At 72.5% G+C, this 21,653-nt stretch carries 19 protein-coding genes; 16 read left to right on the forward strand and 3 right to left on the reverse strand.

Annotation, left to right across the window (positions count from 1 at the left end):
* The first annotated feature begins 80 nt into the window (after positions 1-80).
* The 4 genes from PJ985_RS20555 to PJ985_RS20570 are packed head-to-tail and all read left to right on the forward strand — an operon-like array spanning position 81 to position 3,752.
* Positions 81-1,112: a helix-turn-helix transcriptional regulator gene (locus PJ985_RS20555; RefSeq protein ID WP_271685345.1), complete on the forward strand. Its 1,032-nt coding sequence runs from the start codon at positions 81-83 to the stop codon at positions 1,110-1,112.
* The gene (modA, locus tag PJ985_RS20560) at positions 1,109-1,939 is read left to right on the forward strand and encodes a molybdate ABC transporter substrate-binding protein (protein WP_271685346.1); all 831 of its coding nucleotides are present in this window, start codon (positions 1,109-1,111) and stop codon (positions 1,937-1,939) included. Before PJ985_RS20555 ends, modA begins: the two co-directional genes overlap by 4 nt.
* Positions 1,940-1,959: 20 nt before the next feature.
* Entirely contained in the window at positions 1,960-2,637 is a 678-nt protein-coding gene (gene modB, locus PJ985_RS20565; RefSeq protein WP_271685347.1) for a molybdate ABC transporter permease subunit, read from the forward strand.
* Positions 2,634-3,752 (forward strand): ABC transporter ATP-binding protein, encoded by a 1,119-nt coding sequence (locus PJ985_RS20570; protein WP_271685348.1) that lies wholly within the window; start codon positions 2,634-2,636, stop codon positions 3,750-3,752. The genes modB and PJ985_RS20570 overlap by 4 nt, the downstream gene beginning before the upstream one ends.
* Positions 3,753-3,866: 114 nt before the next feature.
* On the opposite strand, the gene PJ985_RS20575 is transcribed toward PJ985_RS20570, so the two are convergent.
* Positions 3,867-4,814, reverse strand: a complete 948-nt coding sequence (locus tag PJ985_RS20575) for an SDR family oxidoreductase (RefSeq protein ID WP_271685349.1) — start codon at positions 4,812-4,814, stop codon at positions 3,867-3,869.
* A 149-nt stretch (positions 4,815-4,963) separates the two neighbouring features.
* Here PJ985_RS20575 and PJ985_RS20580 point away from each other — a divergent pair, with 149 nt between their 5' ends.
* The 3 genes from PJ985_RS20580 to PJ985_RS20590 all read left to right on the forward strand — a co-directional run bounded on the left by PJ985_RS20580 (position 4,964) and on the right by PJ985_RS20590 (position 8,080).
* Positions 4,964-5,497 (forward strand): DUF4240 domain-containing protein, encoded by a 534-nt coding sequence (locus PJ985_RS20580; protein ID WP_271685396.1) that lies wholly within the window; start codon positions 4,964-4,966, stop codon positions 5,495-5,497.
* Between the two features lie 57 nt (positions 5,498-5,554).
* Positions 5,555-6,481, forward strand: a complete 927-nt coding sequence (locus PJ985_RS20585) for a TIGR01777 family oxidoreductase (RefSeq protein ID WP_271685350.1) — start codon at positions 5,555-5,557, stop codon at positions 6,479-6,481.
* 285 nt (positions 6,482-6,766) lie between these two features.
* The gene (locus PJ985_RS20590) at positions 6,767-8,080 is read left to right on the forward strand and encodes an FAD-dependent oxidoreductase (RefSeq protein WP_271685351.1); all 1,314 of its coding nucleotides are present in this window, start codon (positions 6,767-6,769) and stop codon (positions 8,078-8,080) included.
* Positions 8,081-8,122: 42 nt separating this feature from the next.
* On the opposite strand, the gene PJ985_RS20595 is transcribed toward PJ985_RS20590, so the two are convergent.
* Positions 8,123-9,670 (reverse strand): regulator, encoded by a 1,548-nt coding sequence (locus PJ985_RS20595; protein WP_271685352.1) that lies wholly within the window; start codon positions 9,668-9,670, stop codon positions 8,123-8,125.
* Between the two features lie 246 nt (positions 9,671-9,916).
* Between PJ985_RS20595 and lipB the strand changes: the two genes are divergently transcribed.
* From lipB to PJ985_RS20610, 3 genes are all read left to right on the forward strand, one after another.
* On the forward strand, positions 9,917-10,708 hold the full coding sequence (gene lipB, locus PJ985_RS20600) for a lipoyl(octanoyl) transferase LipB (RefSeq protein WP_271685353.1): 792 nt from the start codon (positions 9,917-9,919) through the stop codon (positions 10,706-10,708).
* Between the two features lie 62 nt (positions 10,709-10,770).
* On the forward strand, positions 10,771-11,712 hold the full coding sequence (gene lipA, locus PJ985_RS20605; RefSeq protein ID WP_271685354.1) for a lipoyl synthase: 942 nt from the start codon (positions 10,771-10,773) through the stop codon (positions 11,710-11,712).
* A gap of 302 nt (positions 11,713-12,014) precedes the next feature.
* On the forward strand, positions 12,015-12,725 hold the full coding sequence (locus PJ985_RS20610; RefSeq protein ID WP_271685355.1) for a DUF4191 domain-containing protein: 711 nt from the start codon (positions 12,015-12,017) through the stop codon (positions 12,723-12,725).
* Positions 12,726-12,899: 174 nt separating this feature from the next.
* On the opposite strand, the gene PJ985_RS20615 is transcribed toward PJ985_RS20610, so the two are convergent.
* Positions 12,900-13,364 carry an RDD family protein gene (locus PJ985_RS20615; protein ID WP_271685356.1) on the reverse strand — a complete coding sequence of 155 codons (465 nt, stop codon included), beginning with the start codon at positions 13,362-13,364 and terminating at the stop codon, positions 12,900-12,902.
* A 233-nt stretch (positions 13,365-13,597) separates the two neighbouring features.
* Here PJ985_RS20615 and glnA point away from each other — a divergent pair, with 233 nt between their 5' ends.
* The 6 genes from glnA to PJ985_RS20645 all read left to right on the forward strand — a co-directional run bounded on the left by glnA (position 13,598) and on the right by PJ985_RS20645 (position 21,635).
* Positions 13,598-15,013: a type I glutamate--ammonia ligase gene (gene glnA / locus PJ985_RS20620; protein ID WP_271685357.1), complete on the forward strand. Its 1,416-nt coding sequence runs from the start codon at positions 13,598-13,600 to the stop codon at positions 15,011-15,013.
* Positions 15,014-15,679: 666 nt separating this feature from the next.
* Positions 15,680-16,963, forward strand: a complete 1,284-nt coding sequence (locus PJ985_RS20625; protein ID WP_271685358.1) for an MFS transporter — start codon at positions 15,680-15,682, stop codon at positions 16,961-16,963.
* Positions 16,960-18,750 (forward strand): alpha/beta hydrolase family protein, encoded by a 1,791-nt coding sequence (locus PJ985_RS20630; RefSeq protein WP_271685359.1) that lies wholly within the window; start codon positions 16,960-16,962, stop codon positions 18,748-18,750. Before PJ985_RS20625 ends, PJ985_RS20630 begins: the two co-directional genes overlap by 4 nt.
* A gap of 4 nt (positions 18,751-18,754) precedes the next feature.
* A complete protein-coding gene (locus PJ985_RS20635; RefSeq protein WP_271685360.1) occupies positions 18,755-18,877 on the forward strand; it encodes a hypothetical protein in 123 nt (40 codons plus the stop codon).
* A 74-nt stretch (positions 18,878-18,951) separates the two neighbouring features.
* A complete protein-coding gene (locus tag PJ985_RS20640; RefSeq protein WP_271685361.1) occupies positions 18,952-20,889 on the forward strand; it encodes a RiPP maturation radical SAM C-methyltransferase in 1,938 nt (645 codons plus the stop codon).
* A 50-nt stretch (positions 20,890-20,939) separates the two neighbouring features.
* Entirely contained in the window at positions 20,940-21,635 is a 696-nt protein-coding gene (locus PJ985_RS20645; protein ID WP_271685362.1) for a DUF5825 family protein, read from the forward strand.
* The last annotated feature ends 18 nt before the right edge of the window (positions 21,636-21,653 follow it).

Consider the following 21,653-nt stretch of genomic DNA (forward strand, 5'->3'; position numbering starts at 1 on the left):
GCGATGGCCGCACCGGGCCCTGAAGGACCCGGCACCGGCCCGCGCGTGCCTGGATACTGGCCATCTGCTAGTTTCCTGGCATGTCTGGTGGGCGGGTACGGCAACGGCGACAGGGACGCAACTGGTCGCAGGCCGACCTGGCCGCCGCGGCCGGAGTGTCCCGGCAGTCGATTGCGGCGGTCGAGGCGGGTCGGCAAGTGCCCTCGGTGACGGCTGCGCTGGGCCTGGCCGGTGCGCTGGGCTGCTCGGTCGAGGAGCTCTTCGCCGAGACCGGGCCCGAGACCGGATCGGTGCTGCCGGTGCTGGTCGATGTCGCGGAGCCGTCGCCCGGTACGCCGCTGACTGTGGCCCGTGTCGCGTCGACGCAGGTGTGGGCCCCGCTCCACGAGCCGGACGAGGCGGGCTTCCGCCTGGCCGACGCGGTCTGGTCGGCCGACGGCCCCACGATGCTGGACGGGGCGGCCGGAAACGGGTTCGTCGTGGCCGGCTGTGAGCCCGCCTTGGGGATGGCGGCTGCCGCCGCGCCCGGCACCGGCGCCGGGCGGCTGGTCGTCGTCCACGCGTCCTCCGGACGGTCGCTTGCCGCCCTTGCCGCGGGCCGAGCGCACGCGGCGGTGGTGCACGGCCCGGCCGGCGGGCTGCCGCCGGTTCCGGAGGGCCTGGCGCGGTGGGAGCTCGCGCGGTGGCCGGTCGGCCTGGCCCACGCCGGTGCGATGCCCCCGCTGGGCGCGGTGGGCGCCGGCCGGGTACCGGTAGCTCACCGGGACGCGCTGGCCGCTTCCGAGCAGGCCCTGCACCGGGCGCTGGCAGCTGCCGGAGCTCCGGACCGGGTGCGGGGGCCGGTGGCGGCGGGGCATCTGGCTTCGGCGCGGATGACGGCGGCGGGGCAGGTCGCGGCCGGCGTGACCACGGCCGCTGCGGCTTCGGCCGTGGGTCTGCGCTTCACCGCGTGGGAGGAGCACGTGGTCCAGCTGTGGGTGGACCGGCGGTTCGCCGAGCACCCGGGGATGTCGACGTTGTTGCAGGTGTGGTGCTCACCGCGGGTGAGTTCCCAGTTGCGCAGGCTGGGCGGGTACACGCTGGCCGGTGCCGGACAAGAGGTGAAGCGGTGAAGCGCACCGGTGCTCTCACGGCAGGGCTGCTGACCGCGGTCGTGGCGGTAACGGGCTGCGGTACAGGCACGGACGCTTCCGGCACGCCGGACGCCGGCACGAACGCGGGGGCCGGGCCGACGGTGGTGCGGGTCGCCGCGGCCTCCGACCTGAAGTTCGCCTTGGACGATCTCCTGAAGGACTTTCACGAGGAGCACCCGGGCACGACCGTCGAGGTCTCCTACGGCTCGTCGGGGAACTTCAGCACGCAGCTGTTCAACGGAGCCCCGTTCGACGTGTTCCTGTCCGCCGACACCGCCTACCCCGAGATGCTTCGGGAAGCCGGGCTCACGGTCGAGGACTCGCAGTTCGACTACGCGGTCGGGCGTCTGGTGGTGTGGGCCGGCAAGGACAAGAAGTTCGGCATCGAGGCCGAGGGACTGGACAGGCTCACCGGCCCGGACATCCGCAGGATCGCCATCGCCAACCCCGATCACGCCCCCTACGGCGTGGCCGCCGTCGCCGCCCTGAAGAGCGCCGGGGTGTACGAGGAGGTCAAGGGGAAGCTGGTGATGGGCGACAACATCGCCCAGGCCGCCGAGTTCGTCACCTCCGGCAACGCGGACGCCGGCGTGATCGCCCTGTCACTGGCGGAGGCCGGACCGATGAAGGACAGGGGAGATGTCGCGGAGGTGGACCTGGAGTCCTACCCCCGCATCAACCAGGGCGGCGTGATCATGAAGAAGTCGTCCGACGTCGAGGCCGCGAAGGCCCTCGCCACCTACCTGACCGGGCCCGGGGCGCAAGAGGTGCTGAAGTCCTACGGCTTCTTCCTCCCCGGCCAGTAGCACGGCAGGGGACGTCACTCGTGGACTGGCAAGCGATCATGCTGAGCGTGCGCCTCGCGGCGGCGACCACCGGCATCCTGCTGATCATCGCGCTGCCGCTCGGGGCATGGCTCGCCTACGGTCCCCGGCGCTGGTGGCGCACCGCGATCGAGGCGGTCGTCGCGCTGCCGCTGGTGCTGCCCCCCACGGTGCTGGGGTTCTACGCGCTGCTCGCGCTCGGGCCCCGGTCGCCGGTCGGCCGCGCGTACGAGGACCTCACCGGCAGCCTGCTGCCGTTCTCCTTCACCGGCCTGCTGGTCGGCTCGGTCCTGTTCAGCCTGCCGTTCGCGGTGCAGCCGATCGCCGCCGGCTTCGCCGGGGTCGACCGCAGGCTGCTGGAAGCCTCCTGGTCGCTGGGGGAATCCCGCCCCCGCACCCTGACCCGGATCGCCGTGCCGCTGGCCCTGCCGGGGATCGTCACCGGCGCGGTGCTGTCCTTCGCCCACACCATCGGCGAGTTCGGCGTGGTCCTGATGCTGGGCGGAAACCTGCCCGGCGAGACCCGGACCGTGTCCATCTCCATCTACGACTCCGTGCAGTCCATGGACTACGAGGCCGCCGGCCGCACCAGCCTCCTGCTGCTGGTCTTCTCCTTCGCCGTGCTGGCCGCCACCTACACCCTCCAACGCCGCTTCACCCATGCCGGAGCCACCCCGTGACCCTCACCCGCAAGGAACGCACCGGAACCACCCGGGACGGGCAGCACCCGGCCCTGCGGGCCCGGTTCACCGCCCGGCACCGGCGCGGCCCCGTCATCACCGCCGACCTCACGCTCGCCGCACGCGAGACGCTGATCCTCTTCGGGCCCTCGGGCGGCGGCAAGACCACCATCCTGCGCGCACTGGCCGGCCTCCATACCCCGGAGTCGGGCCGCATCACCTGCGCGGGGACCACCTGGTACGACGCCACCACCCGCACAGACCTGCCGGTGCAGCGGCGGAAAGCGGGCTACCTGTTCCAGGACCACGCCCTCTTCCCTCACCTGACCGTCGCCGCGAACATCACCTACGGCATGCGCCGGAGCAGCCGCGACCACCGCGCGGAGAGACTCGCCGAACTGGTCGGCCTCCTCGACCTGCACGGCCTGGCCGACCGCAAAGCGGGCCAGGTCTCCGGTGGCCAGGCCCAACGGGTCGCCCTCGCCCGCGCCCTTGCCACCGACCCGCACCTGCTGCTCCTGGACGAGCCGCTGTCCGCCCTCGACTCCCCCACCCGGGCCGCCATCCGCTCCGACCTGCGTGCCCTCCTGCGCGAGGTCGGCATCCCCGCGGTGATCGTCACCCACGAACGCGCCGAGGCGTTCGCGCTCGGCGACCGCATGGCCCTCGTCATCGACGGCGCCACCACCCGGTGCGGCTCCGTCGCCGAGGTCATGGACAACCCCACGAGCGTGGCGGCAGCCCACGCCCTCGGTTTCGACAACCTCCTGCCCGCCACCCCCACCGTGCCGGGGGTGTACGAGCTCACCTGCGGCCTGCGCCTGCGCCTGCCCGCCGTCCGGGAAGCCCGCCGGGTGGTGGTCGCCGCCCGGGCCGAAGACCTCCTGCTGCAGTCGCGCGAAAGCCGGCCGGACACCGCCGCCGACGGCCGCACGCTGACCGGCACGGTCACCGAGACCGTCCCTGAAGGCCCTCTGACGCGCACCCGTGTCCGCCTCCCCGACGGCACCACCCTGACCGCACTCACCCCCGCCCGCGACCACACCCCACCGCACCCCGGGCAGTCGGCCACCCTGAGCCTCGACCCCGCCCGCGCCGTCGTTCTTCCCGCCTGAGGGCAGGCGTCCGACAACCCGGGGAGGAGCAGGGCCCCGCCCCGCGCCGGCGCTCGGTGAAGGCGGCCGCACAGGGGGGGCACGGAGGTTCCCTCACCCCCGCCCGGTCCCGGGCTAACGGAAGCCGGCGCTCTCTGCGGGTCCGCCCGCCTCCCGGGCGGCCAGATAGCCCCAGGCATCGGGCTGCGAGCCGTCGGTGTCGGTGAAGCCGTACTCGCGGGCGAGGCCGCCGCTGGACAGGGAGGCCCCGTTCCAGCGGGCGACGTCCGGATCGCCGGCCAGGGCTACGAGCGCTCGGGCGACGAAGGCCGGTGACTCGGAGATGGCGAAGTCCGGGTCCTTCTCCGTGCCCGCGCGCCAGTTCTCCTCGGTGACCTCGAAGTGGGTGTCCAGCATCGCCTCGGAGCGCAGCCAGCCCGGGGTGAGGCAGACCGCCGTCGCGCCGTACTCCCGGAGCTCCTCCGCGAGTCCGCGGGCCATCCGGATCGGGGCGCTCTTCGCCAGGTCGTAGTACAGGGGCGGGCGGTAACGGGTGTTGTACTCCCGCGTACCGTCCGTCACCTCCACCAGCAGGCCGCCGGGGCGGCGGATGAGCAGCGGGAGCGCGTACCGGCTGGTGACGAGGTGGGTCTCCACACCCAGCCGCAGGACCCGGAGTCCGCGCTCCAGGTCGTGCTCCCACGCCTTGCTCTCCCACTGCACCAGGTGGTCCCCACCCCAGAGGTCGTTGACCAGGATGTCGAGCCGTCCCTGCTCCCGGTCGATCCGTGCGGTCAGCTCCGCCACCTGCTCCGGCACCAGGTGATCGGTGGGCACCGCGATGCCCCGCCCGCCCCCGCCGTCCCGCCCGGCCGCGGTGACCAGCTCCGCGGTCCCCTCGATCGTCTCCGTCGCACGGCCCACCTCGCTGACCCGCTCCCGGGTGGTGCGGCCGGTCACGTACACCGTCGCCCCGGCCCGGCCGAGCTCCACGGCCATCGCCCGTCCGGCGCCCCGGGTCGCCCCCGCGACCAGGGCGGTCCTTCCCGCGAGCGGTCCGGCACTGCTGTTTCGCTGTTCCATGTCTGCGTCCTCTCCTGCGGCAACGGCACGACAGTGGCAGCCAAACCCGACATCCTCTGTCCGGCTTTCCGACCGGACGGAAATTCGGGCACCGTTCACCGCCGGTTCGGCGTGCGGGAGCGGGCCGCAGCGCCGATGCTGGAGGCGTGATGCACGAGACGGAGTTCTGGGAGATCGTCGACGGCACCCGTGAGTCCGCCGACGGCGATCCGGACACGCACGCCGATCTGCTGGTCGAGCGGCTGGCCGAGCTCGATCCGGAGGCCGTCACGGTCTTCGCTCAGCATTTCGAATCGCGGTTCGTCCGCGCCTACCGCTGGGACGTCTGGGGTGCGGCCTGGGTCCTGCTCGACGGGGCCAGCGACGACAGCTTCGACAATTTCCGCTGCTGGCTGATCTCGCAGGGCCGCCGGGTCTTCGAGGGCACCCTGCACGACCCGGACTCGCTCGCGGAGCTGCTGGCGGACGGCTTCGACCCGGACACCGACGGTGAGGCGGAAGGGGTCGGCTTCGCGGCCTTCGACGCCTACGAACAGCTCACCGGAAACGAGCTGCCCGATCTGGAGCTCCCGGAGCCGCCCTCCGAGCCCATGGGCAGCCCGATGGACTTCGAGGACGACAAGGAGCTGGCCACCGCCTTCCCGCGGCTCTGGGCCCGCTTCCGGGAACCGGCGCAGCGTTAACCACTCCCCGCCCGGTCGTTGCTGGCCTCCCCCGCGATCATCGATCAGGATGGCCTCATGCCCACCCCCTCACGTATCGCCGTCACCGGATCCACCGGACTCATCGGCTCCTCCCTGGTGACCTCTCTGCGTGCCGACGGCCACGAGGTCGTGCGGCTGGTCCGCCGCCCGGCGCGGGAGAGCGACGAAGCCCAGTGGGATCCGCGCGGGAAGGACACCGGCGTGACCGCGGCCGCCCTCGCCGGCTGCGACGCCGTCGTCCACCTGGCCGGCGCGGGAGTCGCCGACAAGCGCTGGACCGAGAGCTACAAGCGGGAGATCAGGGACAGCCGGGTGCTGGGCACCGCCGCTGTCGCCCGGGCCATCGCCGACCAGGACACCCCGCCCGCCACGTTCCTGTGCGGCAGCGCGATCGGCTTCTACGGAGACACCGGGGACCGGGCGGTGGACGAGGACGCCCCCGCCGGGGAGGGCTTCCTCGCCGAGGTCTGCCTGGAGTGGGAGGACGCCGCCGCACCCGCTGTCCGGGCGGGGGTCCGCACCGTCCTCGCCCGGACCGGCCTGGTGGTGGCCGCCTCCGGTGGCGCCTGGGGCAGGCTGTTCCCGCTGTTCAAGGCGGGTCTCGGCGGCCGGATCGGCAACGGCAGGCAGTACTGGAGCCACATCGCGCTCGCCGACCACATCGCCGCGCTGCGCTTCCTGCTGGAGCAGGACGGGGAGGACGCGCTGTCCGGGCCCGTCAACCTGACCGCACCGGAGCCGGTCACCAACCGGGAGGTGACCCGCGTCATGGGAAAGGTCCTGCGCCGGCCGACGCTCTTCCCCGCTCCGGCGCCGGCTCTGCAGCTCTTTCTGGGCCAGTTCGCCGAGGATGTCCTGAGCAGCCAGCGGGTGGTGCCGCGGCGCCTGATGGAGGCCGGGTTCCCCTTCACCCACCCCGGGATCGAGGACGCGGTGCGCGCGGCGCTGGAGGACTCCGCCTGACCTGGCACGACCCGGAATTCTCGCGCCCGGTAGTTGAGCGGTACCTCTCCGTGCGCCCGGCGTGCATCGGCTCCTGTTCCGTGCGCTCTGGCGCGGGGCGAGCATCCGTCTAGGGTCATGTGCGGCTCGGGGATAGTCCGGGCCGCCAGTGGGCATCAGGCCGACAGGCGCCCGCGCGATACCGGGCGCCGCACGCCGTCGGGCCGGCTCGGACCTGATGAGTGCCCGGGCCGTCACTGTCCCGGTCCGGCCCCCGGAGGCGCCGACCATCGCACGGGAGGGCACGTGCTCAGCAGCAGTCGCACGCACCGCACGGACACGGACAGCGACGTCATCGTGGTCGGAGCCGGGACGGCCGGTCTGGCCGCCGCCCACCACCTCACCGCCGCAGGACTCACCGTCACCGTTCTGGAAGCCGCCGACCGGGTCGGGGGCCGGATGGCCACCGACCGGCAGGCCGGCTACCGGCTCGACCGGGGCAGCTGGATGCCCGCCCCGGACTTCCCGGAGTTGTCCCGGCTGCCCGCCCCGCTGCCGTTGTGCTCCCTGACCGGCGGGGTCCTGCTGCACGGCCCGGACCGCGTCCACCGGGTCTGCGGCCATCCCGGACACGGCAGCCGGACGGGCCGCAGCCGCTCGCTGACCGGGGCCTTCGACCAGACGTGGCTGCGTGCCGACCTGCGCCGGTTCGGCAGCCTCCCGGACGAACGGCTCCGGGCCCGCCCCGAGATGCCCGCGGGCGGCGCCCTCGCCGCCCGGGCCATCCCCGCGCGGCTCGCCGAGGGCGCGCTGCGACCGCTGCTGACAGCGCTGCTCGCCGACCCCGGCCTGACCGCCTCCTGCCGGCTGAGCGACCTGCGGCTGCGCGCCTTCGCCCGGTCCGGGCTCAGCCTGCCCGCCGGCGGCTCGGCGACGCTGCCGGAGCTGCTGGCGACCGCGCTCCCGCAGGGCACGGTGCGCACCGGAGTGCGGGCGGTCTCGGTGGCCACGAACGCCGTGCGGACGGCCGAGCACGGCGTCGTCCGCGGCCGGGCCACGGTGCTCGCCACCGGCGCCCCGGAGGCCGCCCGGCTGATACCGGGCCTGCGGGTGCCCGCCTTCCACCCGGTGACCGTGCTGCACCACAGCGCCCCGGCTGCCCTCCCGGCCGAGCCGGCGCTGATCGTGGACACCGGCCGGCGCGGCCCGGTCACGCACACCCTGGCCGCGTCGGCGGTCGACCCCTCCCGGGCCCCGGCAGGAAGGACGCTGATCACCTCGGTCGTCCTCGGGACGGAGGCCGGGCAGGCGCCGGAGGTCCTGGACGCGGCCAGCCGCGCCCAGCTGAGCGCCCTGTACGGGGCTTCCGCCCACGGCTGGACGCTGCTCGCCGCACACCACGACGCCGAGGCGGTGCCCGCGGTGCCGCCGCCGTACGCCCCCGAGCGGCGGGTACGCCTGCTCGCAGGGCTCTACGTCTGCGGCGACCACCGGTCCGCGCCGGGGGTCGCCGGTGAGCTGTCCTCCGCGCGGCGGGCCGCCACCGCCCTGCTCAGCGACGCCGGGCTGCGGGAGGCCGCCGCCGACCGGGAAGCCGCCGGACTGCACCCGGCTGCCTGAGCTCCACGGCCCCCGCCGACGGGCACCCGACGGGGGCCGTCGTCACCGGCGCAGCGCCGCCACTCGCTCCTGGTATGCCCGGACGGCACAGGTCTCCTGGTGCGGCTCGAGCCGGCGCTCGAAGTCCTGCACATACTCGTGCGCCCGCACGGACCGCATGCCTGCCGCCTGCTGGGCCGCCTCGGCTGCCAGCTCGCAGGCCTGCTCGAGCTCCCCCAGGCCGAGCCGGGCGGTGGCCAGCACCACCCGGCAGAACAGGCGGCTGCGGGCATGGCCGGTGCCGCGCAGCTGCAGGGAACGCTCCGCGTGCCGGGCGGCGGCCCGGTACTGCCGCAGATCCCGGTGACAGTGCCCGAACTCGTCCGCCAGCTGGGCCTCGTCGAAAAACCGGGCCCATGGCGGCACCTCCTCGCCGGGGCGCGCGGACTCCAGGGCGCGCTCCGCGCGGGCCAGCGCCGTCGTGCAGGCCCGGACCTCGCCCAGCAGCCCATGGCCACGCGCCTCCACCGCGTGCAGCAGGGCCTGCACCGCGGGCGCCGCCGAGCTGCTCATGCCCTGCTGGGCCACCCGGGCGAGCTGCACCGCCTCCCTGCCGTGCCCCAGGTAGACGGCCTGCCTGCTCATCGAGACCAGCACGTAGCTGCCGTAGCTGCGGTCTCCGGCGGCCTGGGAGAGCCGCAGCGCCTGCACGAAGTAGCGCTGGGCCAGCCCATGGGCGGCGATGTCGTAGGACGTCCAGCCGGCCAGCCGGGTCAGGTCCGCGGCGGCGGAGAACAGCCGGCGCCCGGTCTGCTCGCCGTAGGAGCCGCGCAGCATGGGCTCCAGTTCGTGCTCGAGGTAGCGGATCAACGCCTGCCGGGCGTGGCCGCCCCCGTAGGTCTGGTCGAGGCCCCGGAACAGGTCGGCCACCGAGCGCAGCGCCGCGATGTCCCCCGAGGTGACCCGCAGGCCCGGCCCCCGCTCCGCCCGGCAGGCGCCCGGTGGGGCAGCCGCCGCCCGGGGGGCCGGGCGGGGCAGGGCCCCGGGGACGCGTTTCTGCTCGGGGATGACGCTTCCCTGCTCGGGCCGGCCGGGTCCGCCGGGGCCGGGCGGCGCGGGCGGCTCACCGCGGGCCACCCGCTCGTCGGGGCGCCCGATGAGCCAGTCCCGGCTGGGCACCACCAGACCGGCCGGGCTGAACGCGATCCGGCGCAGCTCCGCGTAGCTGCCGGAGTCCTTGCGCCACAGGCCGGACACGATGTCCACCGCCTCGGCCGGCGTGGAGGCGAACTCCAGCCCGGCGTAGACCGGGGCACAGGCCTCCAGGCCGAGGTCCTGGGCGGTCAGTCTGCGGCCGAGCCTGCGGGTGAAGACCTCGGCGATCAGGGCGGGGGTGGTGCCGCGCGGCCGCTGACCGCGCAGCCAGCGGGTCACCGATGTCTTGTCGTAGCGGAGGTCGAGACCGTGCTCCTGTCCCAGCTGGTCGACCCGCCTCGCGAGGCCGGCATGGGAAAAGCCCGCCTCGGCGATGAGGGCGGCGAGCTGGCGGTTCGGGATGCGTTGCTCTGCGGACTGCTGGGAGGGCACTCCTCCTGGTCGTTCCGTGGACATCAGCTATGCGGTCTCCTGCCATACGGCTGTGCGGCACCAGGGCTCCCGGCGGGAACGGCGTGAATGTAACGGCCCTGGTACGCGGGACTTGCCGCGTCCGCACAGGATTCATCCGTACGTGTGAGGTCGGAGGCCCCTGGGAACCGAAGCGGGCCCGGCCGTACAGTGGGTCCCGAGATGCCCTCCTGCGGCGAGTTACGGCGATGTACCGGCGCAGTGGCGAGCGGATGAAACGAAGGAGCCGCAGTGACTGAGCTGCGCGTTGTTCACCTGGGCTTCGGTGCCGAGGCTGTCGATTACCAGGCCGCCTGGCAGGAGCAGCGGCGGGTGCACACCGCCCGCTTCGCCGAGGAGATCCCGGACACCTGTCTGCTGCTGGAACACCAGCCGGTCTACACGGCCGGACGGCGGACCCTGGACAGCGAACGTCCGCTGGACGGCACTCCGGTGATCGACGTCGACCGGGGCGGGAAAATCACCTGGCACGGGCCGGGGCAGCTGGTCGGATACCCGATCCTGCGTCTGGCCCCGCCGGTGGACGTCGTCGCCCACGTGCGGCGGCTGGAGGACGTGCTGATCCGTACCTGCGAGGACTTCGGGCTGGAGGTCACCCGGGTGGAGGGCCGCAGCGGGGTCTGGGTGCTGGGCGACGCGGTGGCCGGTGTTCCCGGGGCCGAGGGGCTCGGCGGGCTGGCGCTCGACTTCGACCCGCGGCTCAATGACGAGGAGTTCGACGCCCGGCTCTGCGGCCCGGAGTACGCGCCGTCGAACGCGGGACAGCGGGGCGAGGACCGCAAGCTGGCGGCGATCGGCATCCGGGTGGCCAGGGGCGTGACCATGCACGGCTTCGCGCTGAACTGTGACCCCGACAACACCTCGTTCGACCGGATCGTGCCCTGCGGCATCCGGGACGCCGGCATCACCTCCCTCAGCCAGGAGCTGGGGCGGCGGGTCACCGTCTCCGAGGTGCTGCCCGTGCTGGAGCGGCACCTGCACGCGGTGCTGGACGCCGAGGTCCCGGTCCCCCGGCCCGTCTGACACCACAAGCACAGGCGTACCCTGGTGAACACCGAAGAATCGAAGTCGTAGGGAGCCCGGAAGTGTCCGCTGTCGCACCCGACGGTCGTAAGATGCTCCGCCTCGAGGTCAGGAACAGCCAGACCCCGATCGAGCGTAAGCCCGCGTGGATCAAGACCCGGGCAAAGATGGGCCCGGAGTACAACGCCCTGCAGAGCCTGGTGAAGCGGGAGGGTCTGCACACCGTCTGCCAGGAGGCGGGCTGTCCCAACATCTTCGAATGCTGGGAGGACCGCGAGGCCACCTTCCTCATCGGGGGTGAGCAGTGCACCCGGCGCTGCGACTTCTGCCAGATCGACACCGGCAAACCCGCCGAGCTGGACCGCGACGAGCCGCGCCGGGTCGCGGAGTCCGTGCAGCAGATGGAGCTGCGGTACGCCACGATCACCGGGGTGGCCCGGGACGACCTGGACGACGGCGGAGCGTGGCTGTACGCCGAGACGGTCCGGCAGATCCACGGCCTGATGCCGGACACCGGTGTGGAACTGCTCATCCCGGACTTCAACGCCGTGCCGGAGCAGCTGGCCGAGGTGTTCTCCTCCCGGCCCGAGGTGCTCGCGCACAATGTCGAGACGGTGCCGCGGATCTTCAAGCGGATCCGGCCGGCCTTCCGCTACGAGCGGTCGCTGGAGGTGCTCACCCGGGCGCGCGAGGACGGCCTGGTGACCAAGTCCAACCTGATTCTGGGTCTCGGCGAGACCCGGGAGGAGGTCAGCCAGGCGCTGCGGGACCTGCACGCCGCGGGATGTGAGCTGATCACCATCACCCAGTACCTGCGCCCGACACCGCGGCACCACCCGGTCGAGCGCTGGGTGAAACCGGAGGAGTTCGTGGAGCTCCAGCAGGAGGCCGAGGAGATCGGCTACGCCGGAGTCATGTCGGGTCCGCTGGTGCGGTCCTCCTACCGGGCCGGCCGGCTGTACCAGCAGGCTGTCGAGCGGCGCGCGGCCACACCGGCCGCCTGACCGTCCGGGTGTGCACCTCCGGAACCTTCCCGGCCGCCCAGGTGCGGCCGGGAAGGTTCCGGAGGTACGCGTAACGATGGGGGAACGGATTTCCGCTGCCGCGGACCCCCGGTCGTCTCCCGGGCGGGTCCGGAAAGCGACCGTCGGTGACGGGATGCGGCGGATTACGGCTGCGGCGAGGCGGGACCGGGCCGACTGCTGACCCGCCGTGCCGCCCTGCGGCCCGGCCCCGCAGCAGCCGGGGCCCACCGGCCGCCGACCCGCAGGACTTCCCGGCGTCATTCACCCGTAAACTTGCCCGCATGGCGAGGAAGAAAAAGGCTGACTCCGACAACCCGGGGCGACTCAAGCAGATCGCGCTGACGTACAAGATGACCAGGCGGGCCGACCGGTGGATCGGGTGGGTTCTCGCCGGCATCGGTCTCGGCACCTTCGGTGCCGTGCTCGGCATCGGATTCCTGCTGGGCCATCCGATCTACGTCGGGTTCCTGGGGTTCATGATCGCGCTGCTCGCCGTCGCGATCATCTTCGGCCGCCGGGCCGAGCGGGCCGCGTTCAGCCAGATGGAGGGGCAGCCGGGAGCGGCCGCCGCTGTTCTGGAGAACATCAAGCGCGGCTTCGTCTTCACTCCGGCCGTGGCCATCAACCGCCAGCAGGACGTGGTGCACCGGGCCGTCGGCAAGTGCGGCATCGTCCTGGTGGGCGAGGGCAACCCGAACCGGCTGCGGACCCTGCTCGGCGCGGAGAAGCGCCGGATGGCCCGGGTGGTCTCCGATGTGCCGGTCTACGACATCATCGTCGGTAAGGACGAGGGCCAGGTGGAGCTCAAGAAGCTGCGCTCCAAGGTCATGAAGCTGCCCCGGGTGCTTCAGGGCGGCCGGGTGACGGAGGTCAACGACCGACTGCGCGCCATGGGCGATTTGATGGGGAACATGCCCCTGCCCAAGGGGCCCATGCCGAAGGGCATGAAAATGCCGAAGAGCCAGATGCCGAAGGGCCAGCGGGGCCGCTGAGGCCACCGCCGCCCCGGTTCCGGGCACCGTCCCCCGCAGTCCGCCGGGGGGCGGTGCCTGTTCCGTTTCCGGCTCCCTGACGCCGCGCCGGACCCTGAGGCCGTGCCGGTGCCCGCTCCTCCCCCGAGCGGGGCGCGGCGGAGTTCGGTGACGGCTCAGCGGGTGCGGCGGGCCTCAGGCGCGGATCTGGACGGCGCCTGCGAGGCGGTCGTGCAGCCCCCGGGTGTCGCGGTCCCAGACCAGCGCCGGGACCGCCAGCGCCAGCAGCAGGGTGCGGAGCACCGCGCGCGGCAGGCTCAGCCGCTGTCCGGTGAGTGCGACCACCCGCAGGCCGAGCAGCCGCTTCCCGGGGGTGACGCCGATAGTGCCCACGGTCAGCATCGCCATCGTCACGAACACGAGGAGTGTCCAGTTGCTGAGGGAGGCGGCACTTTCCGCGAGCAGACCGTATGCGATCAGCATGCACAGACCCCAGTCGATGCAGAGCGCGAGAACCCGCCGTCCCAGCGGCGCGACGGAGCCCGGGCCGTGCTCCGGCAGGCCGAGACGCTCTCCCCGGTAGCCGAAGTCGACACCCATCTGCTCAGCCGCCGCACGAGGGCCGGAGAGCCACGAACCGATTGCCTGCCTGTTGTTCACCGGACCACGGTAACGCGGCCGGGCCGGCGCTCCTCCCGCGCCCCGTGGCCCGCACCTCCGGCACCGGCCGGGTTCCCGTGTCCGGCGTCACCCACCGGTTAACATCAGTGAAACAACCGGGTCATGCCCGAGAAATGCCGTGTCCTTAGGGTCGGCCCCGGCAGGCCACCGCACTGGGCTGCTGACCGAGCTGCGAACGCCCCGTCCTCGTAGGCGGGCAAGGAGGACCACGGATGTTCCAGAACCCCGACGAAATCAAAAAGTATATCTCGGACAATGACGTCAAGTTCATCGATGTCCGGTTCTGCGACCTGCCGGGCACGATGCAGCACGTCACGGTCCCGGCCGCGATCTTCGACCCGGCCGAGAAGCTCATGTTCGACGGCTCGTCCATCCGTGGCTTCCAGGCCATTCACGAGTCCGACATGGCCCTTGTCCCGGACCTGACCACCGCCCGGGTGGATCCGTTCCGCAAGGACAAGACCATCAACATCAACTTCTTCATCCACGACCCGATCACGGGCGAGGCGTACAGCCGTGACCCGCGGAACATCGCGAAGAAGGCGGAGGCCTACCTGGCGTCCTCCGGCATCGCCGACACCGCGTACTTCGGTCCCGAGGCCGAGTTCTACGTCTTCGACGACGTCCGGTTCGAGACCAAGTCGAACGCCGGCTACTACTACATCGACTCCGAGGCGGGCGCCTGGAACACCGGCGCCGTCGAGGTCGGTGGCAACCGCGGCTACAAGGTGCGCTACAAGGGCGGCTACTTCCCCGCCCCGCCGGTCGACCACTTCGCCGACCTGCGGGCCGAGATGTCCCTGGAACTCCAGCAGTCCGGCCTCGAGATCGAGCGGCAGCATCACGAGGTCGGCACCGCCGGCCAGGCCGAGATCAACTACAAGTACAACACTCTGCTGGCCGCCGCCGACGACCTGATGCTCTTCAAGTACATCGTGAAGAACGTCGCCTGGCGCAACGGCAAGACCGCGACCTTCATGCCCAAGCCGATCTTCGGTGACAACGGCTCCGGCATGCACGTCCACCAGTCGCTGTGGAGCAACGGCACCCCGCTCTTCTACGACGAGCAGGGTTACGCCGGCCTGTCGGACATCGCCCGCTTCTACATCGGCGGCATCCTCAAGCACGCCCCGTCACTGCTGGCCTTCACCAACCCGACGGTGAACTCGTACCACCGCCTGGTGCCCGGCTTCGAGGCCCCGGTGAACCTGGTGTACTCGCAGCGGAACCGCTCCGCCGCGATGCGTATCCCGATCACCGGCTCGAACCCGAAGGCCAAGCGCGTCGAGTTCCGCGCCCCGGACCCGTCGGCCAACCCGTACCTGGCCTTCTCGGCGCTGATGCTGGCCGGCCTGGACGGCGTGAAGAACAAGATCGAGCCGGCCGAGCCGATCGACAAGGACCTGTACGAGCTGGCCCCGGAGGAGCACGCCGGTGTCGCACAGGTGCCGACCACGCTGCCCGCCGTGCTGGAGGCCCTGGAGAACGACAACGAGTACCTCCAGGCCGGTGGCGTCTTCACCCCCGACCTGATCGAGACCTGGGTCGAGTACAAGCGGGAGAAGGAGATCGCCCCCATGCAGCTCCGCCCGCACCCGCACGAGTTCGAGCTCTATTTCGACGTGTGAGCCGCGTGCCCTGACTGCGTCCCGGGCCCCGCCGAGTCCACCCGGACCCGGCGGGGCCCGCCGCTGTCCGGGCCGCCCTGCCCGGCACCGGCACGGGGCCGCGAGCAGCGTGGTGCCGAGCGAAAGCTGCCCTGCGGCCGGCGGGCCGGGCCCGGCCGGGAGAGGGGTGCGGAAGCGCCACGCGACGCCGCACGGAACCGCTGCGACCAAGCCGATCTCGGCGACCCCACCCGCCCCGCCTTCCCCACCCGACCCTCCGGTGGGCCGTTCCCGGACGGACGACGCCGACCGGCCATGATCCGGATGGCCGAAACCGTACGTCCGGCCGGCTCGGCCGGAGCGGCCACCGCCCCTCGCCACGGCCTGTGGGAGCCGTCGCCGCTCCCACGGGGCACGCCCGGGAGCGGCCGTGCGCACCGCCCCCGCCTGCGCCGCAAGCCGCGACTCCGGCAAGCCCGGGCCGTGCCCGCGCCGGTATCCCGGACGGCTCCGCCAGGCCTGGACGGGTGCGCTTCCTCAATGCCTCCTCCTCGTCACCTGCAGGAGGCTGCACGGCGGTCACGTTTGGGGCCGAAACCATCCTTGCTTCACATTGTGTGCTTGTCGTGCCTGTGCGGCGAAAGTACGTTCCTGCACCGAGCACCCCCGGGCGGAAGGCAAGGTGCAGTGACCGAACGCAAACAAGCACCGCACCGCACCGCCATCCGCGACTTCCGGCTGTACTGGGCCGCGTCCACCACCGACGCAATGGGGAGTCAGGCGTCCGGTCTCGTCCTGCCGCTGTTCCTGCTCGCGGCGGGATACTCGCCGGCGCTGGCCGGAGCGGTGGTCTCCCTGTCCATGGCGGCCGGTCTGCTGGCTGCCCCCTTCGCGGCGGTGTTCGCCGATCGCGGGGCGCGGCGCCGGACGATGTGGTGGTCCGCCCTGGTGGCCGCCGGTGCCATGGGTCTGGTCGCGGCGCTGGCGGTCGGCGGCCGGCTGCCGCTGGCCCTGCTGGTGTCGGCGGTACTCGTCGAGCGCGTGGCGACCTCCTGCTACTCGGCAGCGGCGAAGGGCTGCGTGGCCGCTCTCGCCTCCCCGGCGGACTACCCGAGGGCGGTGTCACGGCTGCAGGCCGGAGAACAGGGCGCGGTCGTCGTGGGTCCTGTCCTCGGCGGTGTGCTGTTCCAGGTCGCGCGCTGGCTGCCCTTTCTCGCCGACGCGCTCTCGTACCTCGTTGCGGCCTGGTGCGTGCGGGCCATCCGCTCCGACCTCGAGCCCGGCCGGCCGGCCGGGCCCGCAACCCGCGCCGTCGGCCTCCGTTCCGTTCTCGCCGACCTCGGGGAGAGCCTGCGGTTCACTTGGCGGCAGCCCTTCCTGCGAAGCGTCCTGCTGTGGGCTGCCGGGGTCAACGGCGCACTGGCGGCGCTCTACTACGCGGTTCTGTTCACCCTGCAGCGGCAGGGGACACCTGCCGCCGCCATCGGACTCGTCCTCGCCGTGACCGGCGCCGCAGGGCTGGCAGGCGCACTCGCCGCTCCCTGGCTGGCCCGTCGGATCCCCACCGCCCGGCTGGTCAGGACGGTCTCCTGGACCACCGTGCCGGTGGCCGTCGCACTGGCCCTGGTGGAGCGGGTCTGGTGGTACGGGGCATTGTTCGGCGCGGTATCCCTGCTGGTCCCCACGCTGTCCGTGCTCCTCGCCGCCCGTGCGATCGCAGTGACCCCGCTCGGGCTCCAGTCGCGGGTGGGCACCGCGCTGGCCACCGCCTCCGGGATCACCGCGGCCGCGGCCCCCGCCGCCGCCGGGGTCCTGGTAGCACTGGCCGGAACCTCGGCAACCGCCCTGGTGTGCGCCGCCGCGCTGGCCCTGCTCGCGGGATATGCCTCCGTGACCGTTGCCCGCAGGATCGGGACCGCCTCTCCCGGGGCCCCCGCCGAAGCGGCGACAGCCCTGGGGGAGACCCCATGAGCCCGACGGCCTCCGCGAGCCCGGCCGGCTGGAGCGTCTCCCGGCCGGTCCTGCCCACAGCCTGCCCCCGGGATCCGGACCTCATGGTGTTCGCCGGGGACGCCGACGGCCGGTGCGAGATTTTCAGCTGGCACGCGGGCACCGGGCGGGCCCGGCAGGTCACCGACCGTGCCGAGGGCACCGCGCGCTGCGCGATCGACTCCGATGCCGTCATCTGGTGGTTCGCCGAGGAGCGGGACGGCACCGGCAGCTGGCAGGTGCAGAACTTCCACGGCGGCCCGGACAGCCCGGCACTGACCGGCATCCCGGCGGGGCGGCCCGGCGGCCTCGCGTTCGGCAGCAACGGACGCGCGGCAGTCGGTCTCCGGGACGAGCAGGGTCTGACCGTCCACCTCGGACAGCGCTCCGGGCCCGCGGAACGAACCCTGCGCATACCCGGCCACGCGACGCTGGCCGGCCTCTCCCCTCGCGAGGACCTGGTGGCCGTCGCCCGCTCCGCGGGATCCTCCCGGTCCGTCATCGTGCTCACGCCGGACGCGGTCCCCACCGAACTCGACGGGGAGCAGGGGCAGATCTGGGCCCTGGGCTTCGCTCCTGGCCTGCGCACTCCGGAACTGCTGCTCATCGTCGTGCACGAGGAACGCTACGTCCTCGCGACCTGGACACCGCAGCGCGGGCTGCACAGGCACACCTGGTGTTCTTTCGACACCGAGATCACCGCATGCTGGTACCCGCACGACCGCAGGGTGCTGGTCCGTCAGGACCGGCACGGCCGCAGCAGGCTGTACGTCGCCGACCCGGAACGGCGGCAGCTGACGCCCGTGCCCGTACCGGCCGGCACCGTCCTGGACGCGACACCGGCCGCCGACGGCACCGTCCGCTGTCTGTGGACCGACACCCGCACACCCCCTCGGGTCATCTCCACCGGCGATACCACGCCCCGGATGCCGCAGGCGCCCGCCCCGCCCCCGCTGACCGCCCGCACTGCCGAACTGTGGACTCCCGGCCCGGACGGGCCGGTGCACACCCTGCTCACTCTGCCCGAGAGGGGCACCGCCCCGCACCCCACCGTGTTTCTCGTGCACGGCGGCCCCGCGGAACACGACCGGGACGCGTACAGCTCGGTGGTGCACTCGCTGGCAGCCTCCGGGCTGGCGGTCGCCCGGGTGAACTACCGCGGCTCCACCGGCTACGGTCCGCACTGGCGATCCGCCTTCACCGAGGGGGTGGGCCACACTCAGGTCGCCGACCTGGTGGCCGTGCGCGAGGAGCTGGTGCGCTCGGGCCTGGCCCGGCCGGACGCCATCGGGCTGTGGGGCACCTCCTGGGGCGGCTACCTGGTCCTCCTCGCCCTCGGCAGCCGGCCCGCGCTGTGGCAGGCCGGAGTCGCCGTGAAACCGGTGGCCGACTGTGCGGCCGCCTACGAACAGGGCACCCCCGCCCTGCGGGCGCTCGACACCGCGCTCTTCGGCGGCACCCCGCAAGAGGTTCCCGAGCGCTACGCCCGCTCATCGCCGCTCAGCTGTGCCACCCGCGTCCGGGCCCCCCTCCTCGTCGTCGCCGCCACCCGGGACCTCAAGTGCCCGCCCGGCCAGGTGCGGAACTATCTCGCGGCGCTCCGCGGGGCCGGAGTCCCTTTCGAGGAGCTGTGGCTGGACTCCCAGCACGACGGCCTCGACGGCGCCCAGCACGTGGAAGTGCTGCGGCGGAGTCTGCACTTCCTGGCCCGCGAGCTGCACGGCTCCCGGGCCGGGAGAACCCGGCACCCAGCCCCGGAGAGGAGGTAACAGCATGGAGAAGGACATCATCCACAACGACCCGCTGGCGGACGACGAGGAAAGTCGCAGTCCGACCATCACCATCACCATCACCATCCCGTTCATGACGCCTGAGGACGAGCCCTTGGACGTCTGACCCGCCCGACGGCCGGCCCGGCTGCCGCGCGGCAGCCGGGCCGGCCCGGCAACGGACCACGGAAGGGAGCCACCGTGCAGGTGCTTCTGGTCAACATGCCCTTCTCCCCCATCGACCTTCCCTCGCTCGCCCTGGGCATCCTCAAGCGCAGCGTGAACGAGCGGGTGCCCGGCGCCCGCGCGGAGGTGCTGCACGGCAATCTCGACTACTACGACTGGCTGAACGCTCAGGAGCCCGGCTTCACCGCCGCGGACTACGCCTACTACGCGCTCTCCTCCTACTTCCTGGGCTGCGGGGACTGGGTCTTCTCCTCCGCCCTGTACGACGATCCGGAGTGGCGTGCAGCGGAGTTCACCGAGACGATGAGCCGTCCGCTGGGTGAGGAGCGGCTCGCCCAGACCCTCGCGCTGCACCGGTCTGCCGGGGAGTTCGTCCGGGACCTCGCCGAACGGGTGGTCGCCCGGAAGCCGGACGTGGTCGGCTTCACCTCGACGTTCCAGCAGAACACCGCGGCCCTGGCCGCCGCCCGGCACATCAAGCGGCTGGCACCGGAGATCGTCACGGTGATGGGAGGGGCGAACTGTGACGGCACCCAGGGGGAAGCGGTCCACCGCAACTTCCCCTTCGTCGACTACGTGGTGCGCGGTGAGGGGGAGGTGGCATTCCCCGAGCTGCTCAAGGGCCTCCGGGACAGCTCCGTCCTGCCGGGGGTGGCCGGCCTGTGCCGGCGCGAGGAAACGCGGACCGTCGCCAACCCGATGAGCACCGCTCCGCTGCCGCCCGCCGCCATCCTGCCGCCGGACTACACCGGCTACTTCGAGCGGCTCGCAGCCTCCGCGGCCGGCTCCGAGATCGAGCCGAAGCTGGTCGTCGAAGGAGCCCGCGGCTGCTGGTGGGGGGAGAAACACCACTGCACCTTCTGCGGCCTCAACGGCTCCTTCATGAAGTTCCGCAGCAAGGATCCCGAGGTCTTCTTCGAGGAGATCGTCAGCATGGCCCGCCGGCACCGGGTGCTGGACATGTACGTCGTGGACAACATCCTCGACATGGGGTACGTCACTTCGCTGCTGCCGCGCCTCATCGAGAGCGGCTACGACCTCCGCATGCATGTCGAGATCAAGGCGAACATGCGCCGGGAGCAGCTGCAGATTCTGGCCGATGCCGGGCTGGTGCATGTGCAGCCGGGCATCGAGAGCCTCAACAGCCGGGTGCTCGGGCTGATGGACAAGGGTGTCAGCGGCTGCCAGAACGTGCGGATGCTCCGCGACGGTGCCAGCACCGGGCTGTCGATCTCCTGGAACTACCTCTACGGCTTTCCGGAGGAGCAGGAGAGCGACTACGACCCGGTGATCGAACAGATTCCGGCGCTGGAACACCTCAACCCGCCGTCCGATCTCTCGGCCCGCATCGCCATAGAGCGCTTCAGCCCGTACTTCAACCGTCCCGAGCTGGGGTTCAGCGACCTGCGGGCCGCCAGGCCCTACCGGCTGACCTACGACCTGCCCGAACAGGAGCTCTTCGACCTCGCCTACATCTTCGACGCACCGCAGCGCGGCGTGGGAGGGAAGACCGTTAAACGGCTCAATGACGCACTCCGCGCCTGGAAGGACGCCTACCCGGTCAGCCGTCTCGTCCAGCACGACCTCGGGGACCGCATCGTTCTGCTCAACCGGCGCCGGGCCTTCGACTGGACCTCGCTCGTCCTGAGCGACCCGGTGGAGCTGGCCGCCTTTCGCCTGCTCGCCCAGCCGCGTACGCCCGCCGCCCTGGTCCGCAGGCTGGCCGAAGAGCCCGGCAGCCGGGGAGGCGCAGGCCCGGTGGACGTGGATGCGCTGCTGCACCGCTGGCATGCGCTGGGGCTGCTGTTCACCGACGCCGGACAGTACGTCCACGTGGCTCCCCTGCCGGTCAACGACGAGGTGCTGCGGCTGCACTTCATGGGGAGCGTGGTCAGTGACTCCCCGGAGGTCCCGGTGCCGGCTTCTCGCCCGACAGCCCCGGCGCCGGCCTGAGCCCCGCGCTTCGTCCCGCTCCCGCCGCTGGATTCCCCCGGAGGAATACCGTGAAACCCACACCGTCCGCCCCTGCCGACAGCTCACTGGCCGTCAAGGCCTGGCGCGACTACGACGCGCGGACTCTCGCCGTTCCCGGAATGTGCCTGGAGGAAGCAGAGGCGGGCGGCCCCCCGGAGGAGGCAGTGGACCGCCTCTGGAAGCAGGGCGCCCGGCGCGTGGAACTCCCGGGGACGGTGGATCCCACCGACACCACCGATGCTGCCCGGACGGTGCAGAAGCTGTGCCTGATCAGGGATCTGACCGCACAGGCGGTGTACACGCAGTGGCGGCTGCGGCTTGCCCCGGCCACTGGTGCCGGGAGCACGGAGGCCGCCGGTGAAGAGCTCTGGAAGCTGTTCAGCCATCTGCAGCCACCGGCGGTCGTCGAAGGGCCGACGGACGGGGAGGGCCTCATACAGCGCTGGCGCGCGGGTCACTACGTGGGCAAGTGCGTGTGGCGCCGGGGGCCGGGATTCCTGCAGGTGCGGGACCGTCGGTGGGGCGAGCTGCGCCGGTTCACGGTCAGCGAGGACGCGTTCCAGCGGGCCATCGAGGTGCTCGTGCCCGGGGCGCCGGCCTCGGAGGTGCCCGAAGCCGTCCTGAAAGCCTTTCTGACGGAGAGCCTCGTTCACCGCGTCGGTGATCAGGTCTGGTGGATGCCCTACCGGGCACGCCGCTGGGCCCAGGCCCCCATGATGATCTGACCCGGCCCGCCCCGCCGG

Source organism: Streptomyces sp. ACA25 (genome assembly GCF_028200735.1).
Lineage (GTDB): Bacteria > Actinomycetota > Actinomycetes > Streptomycetales > Streptomycetaceae > Streptomyces.